The 16,892-nt window shown below is 67.1% G+C and carries 16 protein-coding genes; 13 read left to right on the top strand and 3 right to left on the bottom strand.

Annotated features, from left to right (window positions below):
• Positions 1–125: 125 nt before the first annotated feature.
• Complete coding sequence (locus V2L18_RS08915; RefSeq protein ID WP_336177862.1) at positions 126–1,418, bottom strand: amidohydrolase family protein; 1,293 nt, start codon at positions 1,416–1,418, stop codon at positions 126–128.
• A 142-nt stretch (positions 1,419–1,560) separates the two neighbouring features.
• Positions 1,561–2,472: a 3-hydroxyisobutyrate dehydrogenase gene (gene mmsB, locus V2L18_RS08910; protein WP_336178276.1), complete on the bottom strand. Its 912-nt coding sequence runs from the start codon at positions 2,470–2,472 to the stop codon at positions 1,561–1,563.
• A 396-nt stretch (positions 2,473–2,868) separates the two neighbouring features.
• Here mmsB and V2L18_RS08905 point away from each other — a divergent pair, with 396 nt between their 5' ends.
• Complete coding sequence (locus V2L18_RS08905) at positions 2,869–3,360, top strand: PaaI family thioesterase (RefSeq protein WP_336177860.1); 492 nt, start codon at positions 2,869–2,871, stop codon at positions 3,358–3,360.
• Positions 3,357–4,358, top strand: coding sequence for a nitronate monooxygenase family protein (locus V2L18_RS08900; protein ID WP_336177859.1), 1,002 nt, complete (start codon positions 3,357–3,359; stop codon positions 4,356–4,358). Before V2L18_RS08905 ends, V2L18_RS08900 begins: the two co-directional genes overlap by 4 nt.
• Before the next feature lie 276 nt (positions 4,359–4,634).
• Here the strand turns inward: V2L18_RS08900 and V2L18_RS08895 are convergent, their stop codons facing one another.
• A complete protein-coding gene (locus V2L18_RS08895) occupies positions 4,635–5,453 on the bottom strand; it encodes an IclR family transcriptional regulator (protein ID WP_336177857.1) in 819 nt (272 codons plus the stop codon).
• Positions 5,454–5,672: 219 nt separating this feature from the next.
• On the opposite strand from V2L18_RS08895, the gene V2L18_RS08890 reads away from it, so the two are divergent.
• Genes V2L18_RS08890 through V2L18_RS08840 form a run of 11 tightly spaced genes read left to right on the top strand, consistent with a single transcriptional unit; the run spans position 5,673 to position 16,872 of the window.
• Positions 5,673–6,815: an ABC transporter substrate-binding protein gene (locus tag V2L18_RS08890; RefSeq protein WP_336177856.1), complete on the top strand. Its 1,143-nt coding sequence runs from the start codon at positions 5,673–5,675 to the stop codon at positions 6,813–6,815.
• 16 nt (positions 6,816–6,831) lie between these two features.
• The gene (locus V2L18_RS08885) at positions 6,832–7,701 is read left to right on the top strand and encodes a branched-chain amino acid ABC transporter permease (protein ID WP_336177854.1); all 870 of its coding nucleotides are present in this window, start codon (positions 6,832–6,834) and stop codon (positions 7,699–7,701) included.
• A gap of 11 nt (positions 7,702–7,712) precedes the next feature.
• Entirely contained in the window at positions 7,713–8,660 is a 948-nt protein-coding gene (locus V2L18_RS08880; protein WP_336177852.1) for a branched-chain amino acid ABC transporter permease, read from the top strand.
• Positions 8,657–9,439, top strand: a complete 783-nt coding sequence (locus V2L18_RS08875; RefSeq protein ID WP_336177851.1) for an ABC transporter ATP-binding protein — start codon at positions 8,657–8,659, stop codon at positions 9,437–9,439. The genes V2L18_RS08880 and V2L18_RS08875 overlap by 4 nt, the downstream gene beginning before the upstream one ends.
• Positions 9,436–10,191 (top strand): ABC transporter ATP-binding protein, encoded by a 756-nt coding sequence (locus V2L18_RS08870; protein WP_336177849.1) that lies wholly within the window; start codon positions 9,436–9,438, stop codon positions 10,189–10,191. Before V2L18_RS08875 ends, V2L18_RS08870 begins: the two co-directional genes overlap by 4 nt.
• Positions 10,191–11,801 carry an AMP-binding protein gene (locus V2L18_RS08865; RefSeq protein ID WP_336177847.1) on the top strand — a complete coding sequence of 537 codons (1,611 nt, stop codon included), beginning with the start codon at positions 10,191–10,193 and terminating at the stop codon, positions 11,799–11,801. Before V2L18_RS08870 ends, V2L18_RS08865 begins: the two co-directional genes overlap by 1 nt.
• Positions 11,798–12,331: a MaoC/PaaZ C-terminal domain-containing protein gene (locus V2L18_RS08860; protein WP_336177846.1), complete on the top strand. Its 534-nt coding sequence runs from the start codon at positions 11,798–11,800 to the stop codon at positions 12,329–12,331. Before V2L18_RS08865 ends, V2L18_RS08860 begins: the two co-directional genes overlap by 4 nt.
• A gap of 23 nt (positions 12,332–12,354) precedes the next feature.
• Complete coding sequence (locus V2L18_RS08855; protein WP_336177845.1) at positions 12,355–12,765, top strand: OB-fold domain-containing protein; 411 nt, start codon at positions 12,355–12,357, stop codon at positions 12,763–12,765.
• Entirely contained in the window at positions 12,762–13,913 is a 1,152-nt protein-coding gene (locus V2L18_RS08850) for a thiolase (RefSeq protein ID WP_336177843.1), read from the top strand. The genes V2L18_RS08855 and V2L18_RS08850 overlap by 4 nt, the downstream gene beginning before the upstream one ends.
• Complete coding sequence (locus V2L18_RS08845) at positions 13,910–16,030, top strand: acetate--CoA ligase family protein (RefSeq protein ID WP_336177841.1); 2,121 nt, start codon at positions 13,910–13,912, stop codon at positions 16,028–16,030. The genes V2L18_RS08850 and V2L18_RS08845 overlap by 4 nt, the downstream gene beginning before the upstream one ends.
• Positions 16,027–16,872: a MaoC/PaaZ C-terminal domain-containing protein gene (locus V2L18_RS08840; RefSeq protein WP_336177839.1), complete on the top strand. Its 846-nt coding sequence runs from the start codon at positions 16,027–16,029 to the stop codon at positions 16,870–16,872. Before V2L18_RS08845 ends, V2L18_RS08840 begins: the two co-directional genes overlap by 4 nt.
• The last annotated feature ends 20 nt before the right edge of the window (positions 16,873–16,892 follow it).

The raw sequence follows: 16,892 nt of genomic DNA, 5'->3' as shown, positions 1-16,892 counted from the left end.
CGGCCGTCATGCGCCCGCTTGTTGTCTCTCGTAAATTTGACCGTCTGCTCAAATTTTTGTCAAGCAGACGGTCTGCACAATATTGCATCGTGCAGGATTGTTCTCCCGGCGGTTTGCCGCGCCTCTCACGAGGCCGCGATCGGCGCGTAATCCGCGGGATCGACGGTTTGCGGGCGCCCCGCGACGCTCAGCTCCGCAATCCTCGGTTGCGTCCTAGCAATGATCCTGCCACGGCGGATGACCGCGAGCCGCGTCGCCTTCAGCCTCAGCGCCTCCAGCGGACCGCGCGCCTGCAGGAGCACCATGTCGGCGTTGCAGCCCACATCGAGCCCGTAGCCTTCGAGCCCGAGCGCGCGCGCCGAATTGACGGTGATCGCATCGAAGATGCGCTTGCGGTCGGCGATCGAGGTCATCTGCGCCACGTGCACCGCCATGTGCGCGACCTCGAGCATGTCGCCGGAGCCCATCGAGTACCAGGGGTCCATCACGCAGTCGTGGCCGAAGGCGACGTTGATGCCGGCATCCATCAGCTCGCGCACCCGCGTCATGCCGCGCCGCTTGGGGTAGGTGTCGTGCCGGCCCTGGATGACGATGTTGATGAGCGGGTTCGGAATGGCGTTCAGCCGCGCCTCCGCCATCAGCGGAATGAGCTTGGAGACGTAATAGTTGTCCATGGAATGCATGGAGGTGAGGTGCGAGCCGGAAACGCGGCCCTGAAGCCCGTGGCGCACGGTTTCGGCCGCCAGCGTCTCCACGTGGCGGGACATCGGGTCGTCGCTCTCGTCGCAATGCATGTCGACCATCAGCCCGCGTTCCGCCGCGATCCGGCACAGCGCCTCCACCGAGCGCCGGCCATCCTCCATGGTGCGCTCGAAATGCGGAATGCCGCCGACCACGTCGACGCCCATGTCGAGCGCGCGGTTGAGCGCATCGGCCGCCGCCGCGCAGCGGTAATAGCCGTCCTGCGGGAAGGCGACGAGCTGCAGGTCGATCGTGGGTGCGACCCTTTCGCGGACCTCCAGCAGCGCCTCCACCGTCACGAGCTTGGGATCGGAAACGTCCACATGGGAGCGAATCGCCAGCAGCCCCTGCGCCACCGCCAGGTCGCAATATTTCAGCGCCCGCTCCACCACCGCCTCGCGCGTCAGCGTCGGCCGGAGCTCGCCCCAAAGGTCGATCCCCTCAAGAAGCGTGCCGGAGACGTTCATGCGCGGCAGGCCAAGGGATAACGTTGCGTCCATGTGGAAGTGGGGATCGACAAACGGCGGGGAAACCAGCCGTCCGCCCGCCTCGATCACCTCGCCCGCCTCAGCCGCGATGCCGCGCTCGACGGCCTTGATGACGCCGTCCTTGACGGCAATGTCCATTCCCTCCCGCCCGTCGGGCAGGTTGGCGTTGCGGATGATGAGATCGAACATGGTGGGGGTTCCGGCAGGTGGCAGGCGGAAAATGCCCCTTCTTGTCCTCAATCACCGCCCGCAGATCAAGCCTGACAATGTTGCACAGGCATATCGGTGGAAAGAACGGGGGATAGTCGCCCCCGTCCGGCCGCCTGACGCTTCACTCCGCGCCGCGCGCGGCATCCCGCAGATAGTTGATCATGCCGGAAAAATCCTTGCCCGCGCCGCCGTTTTCCAGGAAGTGGCTGTAGAGCTCCAGCGCGCGGGCGCCCATCGGCGTCGCCTGGCCTGAGGCGTCGGCCGCCTGTTGCGAAAGCCCCAGATCCTTCGCCATCAGCTCCGCCGCAAAACCGGGCCTGTAGTCGTTGTCGGCCGGGCTCTTCGGCCCGACGCCCGGCACCGGGCAATAGGTGTTGACCGACCAGCACGAGCCGGACGAGGTGGAGATCACGTCAAAAGCGGCTTCCGCCGAAAGCCCGATCTTTTCGGCCAGCGCAAACGCCTCGCAGGCCCCGATCATGGAAATGGCGAGCAGCATGTTGTTGCAGATCTTGGCCGATTGCCCCGCCCCGCCCTCGCCGCAATAGACGAGCTTGCCGCCCATCACGTCGAGGATGGCGCTCGCCGTGTCGAAAGCCGCGCGGCCGCCGCCCACCATGAAGGTCAGCGTACCGGCCGCAGCCCCCGCCGTGCCGCCGGAAACCGGCGCATCGAGCGACCCAAGCCCGGCCTTTTCCGCCATCGCATGGGCGGCCTTGGCGCTCGTTACATCGATGGTCGAGCAGTCGATCAGCACCGCGCCCGGTTTCGCCGCCGGCACGATCGCCTCGTAGACCCTGGTGACGATGGCGCCGTTGGGCAGCATGGTGATGACGAAATCGGCGCCGGCCGCAGCCTCGGCCGCATCTTCGGCAATCGCCATGCCCTCCGCCCGCGCCTTTTCCAGCGCCTCCGGCACCGTATCGAAGGCAACGACCGAGTGCCCGGCCTTGACGAGATTGGTCGCCATGGGAAGCCCCATGTTGCCGAGCCCGATGAATGCGATGTCGCTCATTAAGGTTTCTCCTCCCAGGAAATCGCTCCCGGCACGGTCGCACCGGAATTTGCGGAAAACTTAGCCCTTGCGGGCGGCGCCCCGCCAGCCTCCTTTTGGCGAGCCCGGGTGGGGATAATGCTCTGGCCTTCCGCTCCGGCCCTCCCGCTCACACCCCTCCGTCGTCATTGCCCGGCTTCGTCCGGGCAATCCATCTTCGGCTGCGTGCGCGGGACGCGCTGGATCACCCGGACGGAGCCGGGTGATGACGGTGGAGGGGCCCAAGCGGGAAGGCCGGTGCGGAGACGCCGGGCGGCAAGTGCGGCCGCGAGCCCCCTTTCTCCGCCATGCCGGTTGCCTATGGCTGAAATGCTTTGCCAGCGTTTCTGCCCCCACTTAAATCTCGCGTTCGAAAATGGGAGGACATTTTCCAAGATGATGGACGGCGAAGAGCACGAGCGGCTTCGCGGCGTTGCTGAGACGCTGTCGCCCTTCAGCAGCGCCCTTGGAATTCGCACGGTCAGTTTCGCGCGCGACGAGGTCGTGGCCGAAATGCCGGTGGAAGCCTGGCTTGGCAACCGCAACGGCGTGCTGCATGGCGGGGCGCTGATGTCGTTTGCCGACAATCTGTGCGGCACCGCCACGCTTTTGAACCTGCCCGAAGGTCAGGGCACGGTGACGCTCGAAAGCAAGACGAATTTCCTGCGCCCCATCCGCATCGGCGATACCGCGCGCGGCGTCGTCACGCCTTACCATCGCGGCCGCAAGACGATGATCTGGGAGGTGAAGATCTTTCGCGGAGACGGCAAGCTCGCCGCCGTCGTCTCCCAGACGCAGCTCGTGCTGGAGTGGCAGGAGGGAGGCGAGGGGGGCGACGGCGTGCGGGAAACGCAGGTCGTTCAGGAAATGCAGGGCGTTCAGGAATGACGCCGACGTCGAACACGACCCGGGAGGAAAAGAAGAAGATGTGGACCGTTGAAACCCTGCGCGCGGCGGCCGGATTGCCGGTGATCGGCGCTCCGATGTTTCTCACCTCCGGCGTCGATCTGGTGGTCGAGCAATGCAAGGCCGGCGTCATCGGCACGTTTCCGGCGCTGAACGCCCGTCCCCAGGCCGAACTCGACCGCTGGCTTTGCGAGATCGAGGCCCGGCTCGCCACCTTCGAGGCGGAGACCGGCCGCAAGGCCGCACCCTACGGCGTCAACCTGATCGTGCACGAGTCCAATCCGCGTCTCGACGAGGATCTGGAGACGATCGCCGCGCACAAGGTGCCGCTGGTGATCACCTCGCTCTCCCAGCCCGGCACGGTGGTCGAGCGCGTCCACGGCTACGGCGGGCTCGTGTTTCACGACGTGATCAACATGCGCCATGCCCGCAAGGCGGCCGGCGCCGGGGTCGATGGGCTGATCCTGGTTGCAGCTGGAGCTGGCGGTCATGCCGGGCGCATGTCGCCCTTCGCGCTCGTCGGCGAGGCGCGCCGCTTCTTCGACGGGGCGCTGATCCTCTCCGGCGCCATGGCGGATGGCCGGGCGATCGTGGCGGCCGAGGCGCTCGGCTGCGATTTCGCCTATATCGGCACGCTGTTCCTGACGGCGGCGGAATCGATGGCGATCGACGCGCACAAGGAGATGGCCGTCGCCTCCACGGCCGCCGACATCGTCTATTCGCCGATGTTCACCGGTACCCACGGCAACTATCTGGCGGGTTCCATCGCGGCCGCCGGCATAGATCCGGCCGAGGCCGCGTCGGCCGAACCGCGCCGCATGGATTTCGCCGCCGGCGCGTCCAAGCCCAAGGCGTGGAAGGAGATCTTCGGCGCGGGGCAGGGGGTCGGCTCCATCGATGCGATCGAGCCGGTCTCAACCATCGTCGCGCGCCTTGCCGCCGAGCGCGATGAGGCCCGCAGGCGGATTTGCGGGGCGTAGGACCGGAAGCTTTTCTCCCGCCCCGTTCTCTGCGCCGTCATCGAGCGGCGCAGTCCGGGTGGGAAATGGCCCGGGACTTTCGCTCGTGGCCCATCCTTCGAGACGGTCGCTTTGCGACCTCCTCAGGATGACGTTGTATTTGTTGTTATTTCAGAAAATCCATCAACAAACACAACGTCATCCTGAGGAGCGCTCGCAAGAGCGCGTCTCGAAGGATGGGCCACCCGCTCCCGCCCAACCACTCGCTCCCGCCCAACCCCGTCCAGCGCGAATAACCTAGCCGCCCGCCCGTCCATAAAGCGTGGTTGCGAAATAGCGCGCGACCTCTGCCAGTTCGCGGGCGAGCGCCTCCAGTTCCGCTTCCGACATCTGTCCGCGAATGGTGATGCCGCTGATGCCGAGGCGGGCGTTGCCGCGCTCGTCCAGCACGGCGGCGGCGACGATGTCGACGCCCTCGAAGAGGTTGCCCCGGTCGAACGCGAAGCCCGTATCGCGTGCCTTGTCCACATCGCGCGCATAGTCCTCGAAGCTCGGCGGGTTCTGCCAGCGCAGTTCGGAGAAGCGGCGCTCCAGCTCCGCCCGGGGCAGGCCGCGCGAGGCGGCGACGCAGCGCCCGATCGCGCCGATGAGAGCCGGCAGGCGCGAGCCGAGCTGCATGTCGACGCGCACCACCGTGCCCTTTACCTCCCGGTCGACCAGCACGATCCGGTCGCCCGGCGTCACCTTCCAAAGCCCGATCAGAGCCTTGTGCGTCTCCGCCAGCTCCGAAAGGCGCGGTTGCAGCAGGTCGACCTGATTGGTGCCCAGAAGCGGCACGGAGAATTCCAGAAGGCCGACGCCCGGCCGGTATTCCTTGGTTTCCGGGTCGAAGGCGACGAGCCCTTCCTTGGCCAGCGTGCGCGCGATGTTGAATGTGGTGGAGACGTTGATCTCCGTTTCGCGGGCGATGCGGGCAACGCCCGCCGGCCCATGCGCATGGGTCAGGAAACGCAGGATCGCCACCGCGTTCTCCACCGCGCCGACATATTTCGTCGCCGTCTGGCCGTTCTCTCCCTCAGGCGCGGCCTCGCCCTCTTCGGTTTTCTTTCTTCGCATTCTGAGCCTCTTGTCGGGCCCGATTGCGGCCCGGGAATCGACCCTGCTCGGCCGATTTCAATGGTTTACGTGATCCGCGAAACCGCGTCGCGACGCAATCGCGCGCACCGGGCGCCGCTGCTTTTGATGCGGTGCAATATAGCTTTCTCTTTGCAGAATAGCATTCTTGATATAGAAAAACATCTAGGCATAAAGCCTAACTCTCTGGGAGGAGAAAAAATGAAAAAGGGTAGATTTGCCTCGGCTGTGGCCGCGGCAACGCTGTGCATCGCCGTCGCCGGAACCGCCATCGGCAGCGCCCATGCCGAAGATCTGAAGATCGGCGCGCTGTTTCCCCTGTCCGGCCCCAATTCCGCCTATGGCGACATCTTCGCCTCCGGCGCCAACCTCGCCGCCCAGCACGTCAACGCCGACAACATGCTGTCGGGACGGCTGACGATCGAATATGAGGACAGTCAGGCCCTGCCGCAGCCCGCCGTCGTGGGCATGACCAAGCTCACCGAAGTGTCGCAGGTGCCATACGTGCTGTCGGCGTTTACCGGCGTTTCCAAGGCGATCTCCACGCTTGCCCAGCGCAGCGAGACGGTCGCCGTCAACGGCGGCGGCGTCGGCCCGGACCTTGCCAAGCTCGGCCCCTATTTCTGGAACGTCATTCCGCTGGCGAACCTGGAAGTGCGCGCCATGGTGCCGTATCTGGCCGACCAGGGCCTGAAGAAGATCGCGCTCGTCTATGTCGACGATCCGCTCGGCCAGTCGATCCTCGATGAGCTGAAGGCGACGCTGCCCGACGTGGGCGGCGAGCTGGTCGACGCCATGTCGGTGCCGACCAACACGCAGAACTTCTCCGGCATCGCCGCCAAGGTGCGCGCCGCCAACGCGGACGTGGTCTACATCGCCTCCTACGGCGCCCAGCAGGTGCAGATCGCAAAGCAGCTGCGCGACAACGGCGTGGAAGCGCAGTTCGCCTCCTATTCGGGCTTCTCCGTGCCCGAGGCGATGAAGCTGCCGGAGGCTGACGGCCTGCTCTTCACCACCCAGGCGGTCGACTACACCTCCTCCGACCCCGTCACCAAGCGCTTCGTCACCGATTACGAGGCCGCCCACGACCGCATGCCCTCGGCCTATGTGGCCAACTACTACAATGCGGTCCGTCTCTTCGCGCTGCTTGCCCACGCGCTGGAGGAAAAGGGCGAGCCCGTCACCGGCGCCAATCTGCTGGCCGAGCGCAAGGCGACGAAGTCCTTCGATCTCGTCGGCGGAACCGTGTCGTTCCAGGAAAACGGCACCCTGCTCGCACCCATCCAGGTGAACCGGGTCGAAAAGGGCGCGCCCGTCGCCCTGACCACCGTCGACATCCAGTAAAGACGGCACCCGCTCCATGCTCTGGCTCCAGCTCACCTTCACGGGGCTGCAGGTCGGCGCGCTCTATGCGCTGACCGCGGCCGGGTTCTCGCTGATCTTCGGCGCGACCCGCGTGTTCCACTTCGCCCACGGCGCGGCCTTCGTGCTGGCGGCCTATGTCTTCTACTGGGCCGAGACCACGGGCCTCGGCATGGCGGCGGGCATCGTGCTCGCGGCCCTTGCCGCCATGGCCTTCGGCGTGGCGATGGACCGGCTCGTCTACGCGCCGATCCAGCGTCACGAGGGCTCCTTCTTCACCGTCTTCGTCGCCTCCTTCGGCATCGGCATCGCGGTGCAGAACGTGCTGGGCATGGTGTTCGGGCGTTCCTTCGTCACCATCTCCACCGGGCTCAGCCGCTCGGTGAAGCTGATGGACGGGGTCTACGTCTCCCCGCTCGCCTGGATCGCGGTTGCCTGCGCCGGTCTCTTCTTCGTGGCGCTGCTTCTCTTCCTCAACCGCACCCATGTGGGCATGGCGCTCAGGGCGCTGGCGGATTCGCCGGAGCTGATCCGAGCCTACGGGCTCGATCCGCGCCGGCTCTCTTCCATCGCCTTCGCGCTCGGCTCGCTGCTGGTGGTGCCCGGCGCCGTTATCACCGCGCTCGGCTCCGGCCTCAACCCCACGCTCGGCAACCACGTCATGCTGATCTCGCTCGCCGCCACCATCGTCGGCGGCATCGGCTCCATCGGTGGCGCGCTGGTGGCGGGCTTCATCCTGGGGCTGGCCGAAAACCTCGCCCTCGTCGTCTTCGAGAGCCAGTGGACCGAGGCGGTGACCTTCGCGATCCTCTTCCTCGTCATCCTCCTTCGTCCCGCCGGCCTCTTCGGCCGCCACGCGACACGCTGAGGAGACCCATCATGCAAGCCTATCTGCTCAATCTCGGCGTGCTGATCTCGATCTACTCGATCCTTGCGATCACGTTGAACTTCATCATGGGCTACGCCGGCATCTTCTCGCTGGCGCATGCGGTGTTCTTCGGCGTGGGGGCCTATACCGGCGCGCTGGTGGCGATGAGCCTCTCCGCCTCGCTGTTCGTCACCGTGCCCATCGCCATGGTCGTGGCCGGCGTCCTGTCGCTGGCACTTGCCCTGCCGGCGCTCAGGGTGCGCGGCGAGTATTTCGTCGCCGCCTCGCTGGGGCTTCAGGTGCTGGCCGTCACGGTCTTTTCGGAATGGAAGTCGGTCACCGGCGGCATCGGCGGGCTCATCGGCATCCCGCCCGTCGATCTCGCCGGCTACCAGATCTACCGTCCGGCCGCCTTCTTCCCGCTGGCGCTCGCCGTCCTCGTGCTGGTGCTGGTGGCGACGCGGCTTCTCGTCCATTCCAGTTTCGGCCGCTCGCTCACCGCCATCCGCGACAGCGAGAGTGCGGCGGAAAGCTTCGGCAAGAACGTGCCGCTCATCAAGACGATCTCGGTCGTCATCTCCGCAGCGCTGGCGGCAACCGCCGGGGTGCTCTACGCCCATTACCTCGCCTTCATCAACGTGGAGAGCTTCACGCTCGATACCTCCGTGCTGGTCATGGCGATGGTGATCATCGGCGGCACCGGTACCGCCGCCGGCCCCGTCGTCGGCGCCGCGCTTCTGCTGCTTCTGCCGGGCCTGCTCTCCTACATGAGCTTCCTGCCGCAGACCCAGATCGGCGCCATCCAGCAGATCATCTACGGCCTCGGCATGGCCGTGCTGATGATCTTCCGCCCCGGCGGTCTGGTCGGACGATCGAAGGCGAAGGCGCGCCCGAGGCCACAAGATCCGGACACGCAAGCGCAGGCTCCCGCGTCCAAGCCGGCGGAGGCTACCCGATGAACGCTCTCGCATCCGCCGCCGCCCGGCCCGCCGACGCACCCGAGATCCTTCTGGAAATCCGCAACCTTGAAAAGCACTTCGGCGGCGTGAAGGCGGTTTCCGGCGTCTCCATGGACCTGCGCGCAGGCATCGTCACCACGCTCGTCGGACCGAACGGCGCCGGCAAGACCACGCTCTTCAACCTGATCACCGGGCATCTGGTGCGCTCGGGCGGCTCGCTGCGCTGGCTCGGCCGCGACATCGCCGGCATGAAGCCCTACCGCATCGCCCGCCTCGGCATCGCCCGCACCTTCCAGGACCTGCGCCTCTTCAACGACATGACGGTGGAGGAGAACATCCTTACCGTCATGGAGCCCGGCGCCCTGCCGTTCTCGTTCTCCGGCCCCTCGGCTGCGGAAAAGCGGGAGAAGGTGGCCCACGTGATGGAGCGCACCGGCCTCATCGACAAGGCGCATGTGCGCGCCGTCGATCTCGCCTATGCGGAGCGCAAGTTCCTGTCGCTGGCGCGCATCATGGCGGCCGATGCCCGGCTCTGGCTGCTCGACGAGCCGGCCTCCGGGCTCGATCCCAACAGCTACGAGACCTTCCTGCGGCTCTTGCGCGAGGAGGTCGCCGCCGGCGTCACCGTCTGCATCATCGAGCACAATCTCGATATCGTCGTCGGCATCTCCGACCGCATCGCCTTCCTCGACCGCGGCCGCCTGCTTGCCGACGGCGAGCCCAAGAGCGTTCTGGAGAACCCGGAACTGACGGCCATCTACTTCGGAGACCGGGCATGAGCGCGCAACAAGAACAAGCCTTAAGCGGTGCGCCGATCCTCGAGGCGCCCATTTTAGAGGCGCGGGGCCTCACCACCGGCTATGGCGGCGCGCTGGTGCTGGAGGATCTCGACATCACGCTCCACGAGGGCGAGGTGCTCTGCCTCATCGGCCACAACGGGGCCGGCAAGTCCACGCTGATGAAGACGTTGTTCGGCCTTCATCCGGCGGAAGCCGGCGAGATCCGCCTGCGCGGAGAGCCGGTCACCGGTGCCGACCCCAAGTCGCTGTCGAAGGCCGGCCTCGCCATGGTGCCGGAAGGGCGCGGCATCTTTCCAAGCCTCACCGTCAACGAGATCTTCGAGATGGGCATGTGGGCGGTCGGCGTGCCCGAGCACGAGCGCGCGGAACGGCGCGACTGGGTCTTCTCCATCCTGCCGGTCATCGCGGAATTCCGCCACCGTCGGGCCGGCACCCTGTCGGGCGGGCAGGCGCAGATGGTCTCCATCGGCCGGGCGCTTCTGGGCCGGCCGCGCATCCTGCTGCTCGACGAGCCGTCCATCGGGCTGGCGCCGAAGCTCTTCCAGGATCTGCTCGCCCCCATTCGCCAGCTGCAGCAGCGCGAGGGCCTTTCCATCCTGCTGGTCGAGCAGAACGTGCGCGAGGCGCTGAAAATCTCCGACCGGGTGGAGGTGATGAAGTCCGGCCGGATGATCTGGAAGGGCCTGCCCGAAGACCTCGCCGACAATTCCAAGCTGATGGCGCTCTACTGATGAAACACAGACTGGATGACCTTCTGGCGGCCGCGCGCGGCCGCGCCGGCTCGCTCCTCGTCACCGAGGACGGGGGTACGCTCGATGCCGCCGCCTTCGACGCGCTCGTCGCGCGCGCCGAGGGCTGGCTTCGGGCGCAAGGGCTCGGCATGGGCGACTGCATCGCCCTGTGGCTCGTCAACCGGCCGGAATGGCTGGCCTTCCTGTTTGCCTGCGCCCGGCGCGGCGTGGCGATCGCGGCGGTCAACACCCGCTACCGCACCAGCGAACTGGAGCACATCCTGAAATCCTCCGGCGCGCGCATGCTGCTGCTCGCGCCCAGCACCGGCAAGATCGATTTCCTGTCGATCCTGTCGGGCCTTGAGGACGCCGACCTGCCGGATCTCGCGACCATCGCGCTCTTCGATGCGCCGGATCCACTGCCGGAGCGACTGGTCGGTCGTCCCGTGATCGCGGTGGATCTGGATGATATTTTGCCGGCTAATGATAATTCCGGCGCGCCGGACGACGCCAGCGACGCGGCCCCGGAACCGGACGTGCCGCTGATCTTCTTCACCACGTCGGGCACCACCAGCGCGCCCAAGCTCGTTACCCATTCGCAGCATACGCTGGCGCTTCATGCGCTGCGCTCGGCAAAAAGCTACGGTTTCGATGCGCCGGGCGCCGCCTATCTCGCGGCCATGCCGTTCTGCGGTGTGTTTGGCCTCAATGCCACGCTTGCGGCGATGGCCGGCGTCGCGCCGCTTCATCTCGTCACCATGTTCGATGCCGCGGCCGATGCCCCGCGCATCAGGGCGCATGGTCTCACCCACATGGTCGGCTCCGACGAGATGTACCGCCGCCTGCTGGAGGTTGATCCCGGCTGTCTTGATCATGCGCGCTGCTGCGGCTTTGCCGCCTTCACGCCCGGCGTCGGCGAGATCCTGCTGGAAGCGGCGCAGCGCGGCGTTCCCTTGCGGGGGCTCTACGGATCCTCCGAAGTCTGCGCCATCTTTGCCGTGCAGGATGGCGATGCTGCGCCCGAGGAACGGGTCAAAGGCGGCGGTCGGCCCGCCTCGCACGATGCTGAGGTGCGCGTGCGCGAGGTGGAAAGCGGCAAGCTTCTGCCGACGGGCGAGGTCGGCGAGCTGGAGGTTCGCGCGCCCACCAATTTCCTCGGCTATTTCCGCAACCCGAAAGCCACGGAAAGGGCCGTCGACGCGGAGGGTTTCTTCCGCACGGGCGACATGGGCTACCTGCGCGGCGATGGCAGCTTCGTCTATCTGGCGCGCATGGGCGACGCCATCCGCCTGTCGGGTTTCCTCACCGATCCCGCCGAAATCGAGGAGGTGTTGCGCTCCGCCCCCGGCGTCAACGATGCGCAGGTCGTGGCCGTCGTCGAAGGCGGGCAGAGCCGGCCGGTCGCCTTCGCCATCACGCCCGACCCGGCGAACTTCGACGCCGAGGCCGTCATCGCCGACGCGCGTGGAAAACTCGCCGCCTACAAGGTGCCGATCCGCGTCTGGCCGCTTGAGACCTATCCCACCACCGACAGCGCCAACGGGCTGAAGATCAAGCGCGCCACCTTGCGCGCCATGGCCGAAGAGCGCCTGCAGGAGGAAGCCCGATGACCGCAAGTCCGTCCCCCGGCTCCACGCCACCCGGCGCCACGATCATTGGACCGGGCCACCGCGCCATGCATTTCGAGGACTTTGTGGAAGGTCAGGTCTTCGAGACCGGCGGCCGCACGATCACCGAAACCGACCTCACCATGTTCTCGATGCTGACCGGCGACTGGAACGCCATCCATTCCGACGCCGATTTCGCCCGCACCACCCGTTACGGCGAACGGCTCGTGCACGGCAGTTTCGGCATCGGTCTGGCGATCGGGCTGATGCACGGGCTCGGCATCTTCGAAGGCTCGGCCGTTGCCATGCTCGGCATTTCCGACTGGCGTTTCGAAAAGCCGATCCTGATCGGCACGACGCTGCGCCTGCGCCTCACCATCCTCGACAAGGAGCTGCGCGGCACCGGCCGCCCCGGACCAAGCCGCACGGGTCGCATCGGCCGCCGGTTCGACCTCATCGACAGCGACGGCGCCTGCGTGCAGAGCGGCCGCAGCGATGTCCTCGTCACCACCCGCGCCGGGCTTTCCGCCTGATGTCCGCCTTACCCGGAGATCCCATGACAAAAAGCGCCCCGACTGCCGGAAAGACCGGCCCGCAGCAGACCTTCGAGGCCTATCTGGCCGAAGGCCGCTTCATGATCCAGCGCTCGCGCGCGACCGGCGAGCATGTCTTCTATCCCAAGGTCATGGCGCCGTCGGGCGCGGCCGATCTGGAATGGGTGGAGGCGAAGGGCACCGGCACCGTCTACGCCATCACCGTCAACCGCAAGCGCGAGGGCTCCTACAACGTCGCGCTGGTCGATCTCGACGAGGGCGTGCGGATGATGACGACCATCTCCGGCGCGGAAAGCGTTGCGATCGGCACCCGCGTCAAGGCGCGCATTGAGACGGGCGAGACCCCGCGCGTCGTGTTCGAGCCCATGAACGAAACCGCACCCCGCGCCGCAAACGAAGAGGCCCACGCATGACCAGTTCCCTTCGCGGCAAAACGGCCATCGTCGGCATGGGCACGGCGGGCGTCGGCGAGGCGCCGGGCTTCTCCGCCATGGAGCTTCTCGGCCTTTCCGTGCGCGCGGCACTCGACGATGCCGGCATGGAGCTTTCCGACATCGATGCGGTCTTCGCCGCGACCTCCAGCCATGCCTTCGCCTCCATGAGCGTGGTCGAGTATCTGGGCCTCAAGCCGAAATATTTCGACAGCACCAATATCGGCGGCTCCAGCTTCGAGATGCACCTGTTGCAGGCCACCCTCGCGCTCGAAGCCGGTCTCTGCGACGTCGCGCTTATCTGCTACGGCTCCAACCAGCGCACCGCCGGCGGCCGGCTCGTCTCCATGTCGGAGCCGCAATGGCACGAGACGCCCTATCACCCCCGCCATCCCATCACCGCCTACGCGCTCGCGACCAGCCGGCACATGCATGAATACGGCACGCGGCGCGAGGATCTGGCCGATGTCGCGGTCGCCGCCCGTGGCTGGGCGAACCTCAATCCGGGCGCCTTCGCCCGTGGCCCGCTGACGCGCGAGGACGTGCTTTCCCGGCGCATGGTGAGCGACCCGCTCACCGCCGGCGACTGCTGCCTCGTCACCGATGGCGCGGCGGCTTGCATTCTCGTGCGCGCCGATCGTGCGAAGGATTTCCCGAAACCGCCCGTCTATTTCCTGGGCGCTGCCGGCGCCAACTGGCACCGCTCCATCCAGGCCATGCCGGACCTCACAGTGACGGCGGCCAGCGAAAGCGGTCCGCGCGCCTTTGAGATGGCGGAAGTCAGCCACGGCGATGTCGATCTGGTGATGGTCTACGACGCCTTCACCATCAACACGATCCTGTTTCTGGAAGACCTCGGCTTCTGCCCCAAGGGTGAGGGCGGGCGCTTCGTGCGCGACGGGCGCATCGCGCCGGGCGGCGAGCTGGCGGTCAACACCAATGGCGGCGGGCTCTCCTGCGTCCATCCCGGCATGTACGGCATGTTCCTGATCGCCGAGGGCGTCGCCCAGATCCGCCGCGAGGCCGGCGAACGGCAACTGGATCGGGCCGATATCGCGCTCCTTCACGGCAACGGCGGCACGCTTTCGAGCCAGGTCACCGCCTTCCTCGGATCGGAGGCCGCCCTTTGAACGCCGAGCTTCGAACCCCTTACGATTTCGCGGGCCTCGGCGGGATGCTGAACCCCCGCTCGGTCACCATCGTCGGCGCATCCGGCGATCCCACCCGCATCGGCGGGCGCCCCATCGCGGCCATGCTCGAGGCCGGCTTCAAGGGCACGATCCTGCCGGTCAACCCGACCCGCGACGAGGTGCAGGGGCTCGCCTGCTACGCCTCCGTCGATGATCTGCCTGAGGCGCCGGAGGCCGGCATCGTCGCGGTTGCGGCGAAACACGCGCCCGATGTGGTCGATGCGCTGGGCCGCAAGGGCTGCCGCTCGGTGACGCTTTTTTCCGCGGGCTTTGCGGAAACGGGCGAGGCGGGGGAACGCGCGCAAGCAGACCTTCTGGCGATCGCCAAACGCCACGGCATGCGGGTTCTGGGGCCCAACACGCTCGGCGTCTACAATGTCGAGATCGGCTATTACGGCACCTTCTCCTCCTCGCTGGAGCTTGCCTTTCCGCTGTCGGGCCCCATCGGCATCGCCAGCCAGTCGGGCGCCTACGGCGCGCATCTGGCGGCCATGGCGCGCACGCGCGGGCTCGGCGCCTCGGTGCTGATCACCACCGGCAACGAGGCCGACGTCACGGTCGCCGACGCCATCGGCTGGATGGCGGGGGCGGACGAGGTGGAGGTGATCCTCGCCTATCAGGAGGGCTTTCGCGACGGCCCTAAAATGCTCGCAGCGCTCGATGCCGCGCGCGCGGCCAAAAAACCGGTCTTCATGCTGAAGGCTGGCCGTTCCGCGCTCGGCGCCTCGGCGGCCGCCTCCCACACCGCCTCGCTCACCGGCGACGATGCGGTGGCCGAAGCGGTGCTCGCCGAACACGGCGTCATCCGCGTGCGCGATACCGAACAGATGCTCGATTTCGCCTATGCCGCGCGCCCGCGCATCTATCCCGCCAGCAATTCGCTCGGCATCATCACCGTCTCCGGCGGCGCCGGCATCGTGGCGACCGACGAGGCGGCCGAACAGGGCCTGCCGATGCCGCTCATGCCGGAGCCGGCGCAGGCGAAGCTTCTCGAACTCCTGCCCTACGGCGCACCGGCCAACCCGCTCGACTGCACGGCCCAGGCGCTCAACGATCTGAGCCTGTTCGAGGCCTTCACACGTTCCGCGCTGGCAGACGGCGGCTATCGATCGATCCTGTGTTTCCTGACCTATGTGGCCGGCGGCGCGAGCCTCGCCCCGCGCCTCATCGAGACGCTGGAACGGCTGCGCAACGAATTCCCCGATCGGATTCTGGCGCTGTGCATCATCGCCGACGACGAGAAGGTCGCGGCCTACGAGAGGGCCGGCTGTCTGGTTTTCACCGATCCGTCCCGAGCCGTGCGTGCACTCGCCGCCATGGGCCGCGTCGGCGCGGCCTTTGCGGCACCCGCGCCAGCCCGTCCCGTTCTGCCGTCCGTGGATCTTCCGCAAAAAACACCAGACGAACATCAGGCCAAGGCCTTGCTTGGCCAGGCCGGCATCGAAGCCGCGCCCGAACGCGTCGCCCGCAGCGCGGAGGCGGCGGCGGCCGCAGCAGCCGACCTCGGTTTTCCGGTGGTAATGAAGATCGTCTCGCCCGATATCGTCCACAAGTCCGATATCGGCGGCGTGAAGCTCGATATCGCCGATGAGGCCGGCGCGCGGGCGGCCTATGAGGAAATTCTCGCCAACGTCGCCGCCGCCGCGCCCGGCGCCCACATCGCGGGCGTTCTCGTCGCCCGCCAGCTTTCCGGCGGGGTCGAATGCCTGATGGGCATCAGCCGGGATCCGGTCTTCGGCCCGGTAGCCGTCTTCGGCCTCGGCGGCATCTTCGTGGAGATCCTGAACGACGTCGCCATCCGCGCCTGTCCTTTCGATATTGAGACGGCTAAGGAAATGATCGCCTCGATCAAGGGCGCCTCGATCCTGAAAGGCGCGCGTGGCCGGCCCGCCGTCGATATCGATGCGCTGGCGATGATGCTCTCCCGGCTCTCCGCCTTCGCGGCCGCCGCCGGTCCGCGCCTCGTCTCCATCGATCTCAATCCCGTCCTGGCATTGCCCGATGGCGCCTTTGCGCTCGATGCCGTCATCGAACTCGACGAGGAGGCGCACCCATGATCGATTACGATCACCTGATGTCCTACCCGATCCCGGAGGTGCGCCAGAGCTACGGCCCCCGCGAGACCGCCTTCTACGCGCTCTCCATCGGCGTCGGTCACGATCCGATGGACGAGGCCGATCTCGCCTTCGTCGGCGCCGGTCCGCTCACGCCCTTTCCCACCCTGCCGCTGGTGCTGGGTCATCCGGGCTTCTGGCTCGCCCGGCCCGATACGGGCGTGGATGCCGTTCGCCTCGTCCACGGCGAACAATGGATTTCGCTCCACCATCAGCTTCCCCCCGAAGGCACCGTCATCGGCCGCACGCGGGTGACCGGGCTTGTCGACAAGGGCGAGGGGCGCGGCGCGCTGCTCTATTCGGAAAAGGAGCTGGTCGATGCCGAAACCGGGCTGCACTACGCCACCACCGGCAGCACGATTTTCCTGCGCGGCGATGGCGGCTTCGGCGGGCCGGAAGGCCCGGTAAAGCCCGCGCACAAGCTGCCGGAAAGCGCGCCCGACATGGTCCACGAGACCGCGACGCGCCCCGAACAGGCGCTCTGGTACCGCTGGAACGGCGACGAAAACCCGCTCCATCTCGCGCCGGCCGTTGCCGCGAAAGCCGGTTTCGAGCGGCCGATCCTGCACGGGCTCTGCACGCTCGGCATCGCCGCGCACGGCCTGGTTTCCCGCTTGTGCGACGGCGATCCCGCCCGCTTCAGGGGCCTCCAGGCCCGCTTCACCGCAACCGTCACCCCGGGCGAGCGCCTCAGAACCGAGATCTGGCGCGACGGCTCGTTCCGCACGGTGGCGGTGGAGCGCGGTGTGGTGGTGATCGGCAACGGACTGGCGCGGGTCGCATGAATGAACGTTTCCGGGGAAAC

The sequence above is a fragment of the Breoghania sp. JC706 genome (assembly GCF_037026715.1).
Lineage (GTDB): Bacteria > Pseudomonadota > Alphaproteobacteria > Rhizobiales > Stappiaceae > Breoghania.
The sequence above is the reverse complement of the archived record's forward strand: the minus strand, read 5'-3'. Positions and strand labels throughout refer to the sequence as shown.

What these genes read in the sequence shown, in the direction of transcription:
- V2L18_RS08915 (WP_336177862.1), bottom strand. Translation starts at nt 1,418, where the DNA reads ATGTTCGATCTCATCATCCGCAACGCCAACCTGCCCGACGGGCGGGAG.
- V2L18_RS08905 (WP_336177860.1), top strand. Translation starts at nt 2,869, where the DNA reads ATGATGGACGGCGAAGAGCACGAGCGGCTTCGCGGCGTTGCTGAGACG.
- V2L18_RS08900 (WP_336177859.1), top strand. Translation starts at nt 3,357, where the DNA reads ATGACGCCGACGTCGAACACGACCCGGGAGGAAAAGAAGAAGATGTGG.
- V2L18_RS08895 (WP_336177857.1), bottom strand. Translation starts at nt 5,453, where the DNA reads ATGCGAAGAAAGAAAACCGAAGAGGGCGAGGCCGCGCCTGAGGGAGAG.
- V2L18_RS08890 (WP_336177856.1), top strand. Translation starts at nt 5,673, where the DNA reads ATGAAAAAGGGTAGATTTGCCTCGGCTGTGGCCGCGGCAACGCTGTGC.
- V2L18_RS08885 (WP_336177854.1), top strand. Translation starts at nt 6,832, where the DNA reads ATGCTCTGGCTCCAGCTCACCTTCACGGGGCTGCAGGTCGGCGCGCTC.
- V2L18_RS08880 (WP_336177852.1), top strand. Translation starts at nt 7,713, where the DNA reads ATGCAAGCCTATCTGCTCAATCTCGGCGTGCTGATCTCGATCTACTCG.
- V2L18_RS08875 (WP_336177851.1), top strand. Translation starts at nt 8,657, where the DNA reads ATGAACGCTCTCGCATCCGCCGCCGCCCGGCCCGCCGACGCACCCGAG.
- V2L18_RS08870 (WP_336177849.1), top strand. Translation starts at nt 9,436, where the DNA reads ATGAGCGCGCAACAAGAACAAGCCTTAAGCGGTGCGCCGATCCTCGAG.
- V2L18_RS08865 (WP_336177847.1), top strand. Translation starts at nt 10,191, where the DNA reads ATGAAACACAGACTGGATGACCTTCTGGCGGCCGCGCGCGGCCGCGCC.
- V2L18_RS08860 (WP_336177846.1), top strand. Translation starts at nt 11,798, where the DNA reads ATGACCGCAAGTCCGTCCCCCGGCTCCACGCCACCCGGCGCCACGATC.
- V2L18_RS08855 (WP_336177845.1), top strand. Translation starts at nt 12,355, where the DNA reads ATGACAAAAAGCGCCCCGACTGCCGGAAAGACCGGCCCGCAGCAGACC.
- V2L18_RS08850 (WP_336177843.1), top strand. Translation starts at nt 12,762, where the DNA reads ATGACCAGTTCCCTTCGCGGCAAAACGGCCATCGTCGGCATGGGCACG.
- V2L18_RS08840 (WP_336177839.1), top strand. Translation starts at nt 16,027, where the DNA reads ATGATCGATTACGATCACCTGATGTCCTACCCGATCCCGGAGGTGCGC.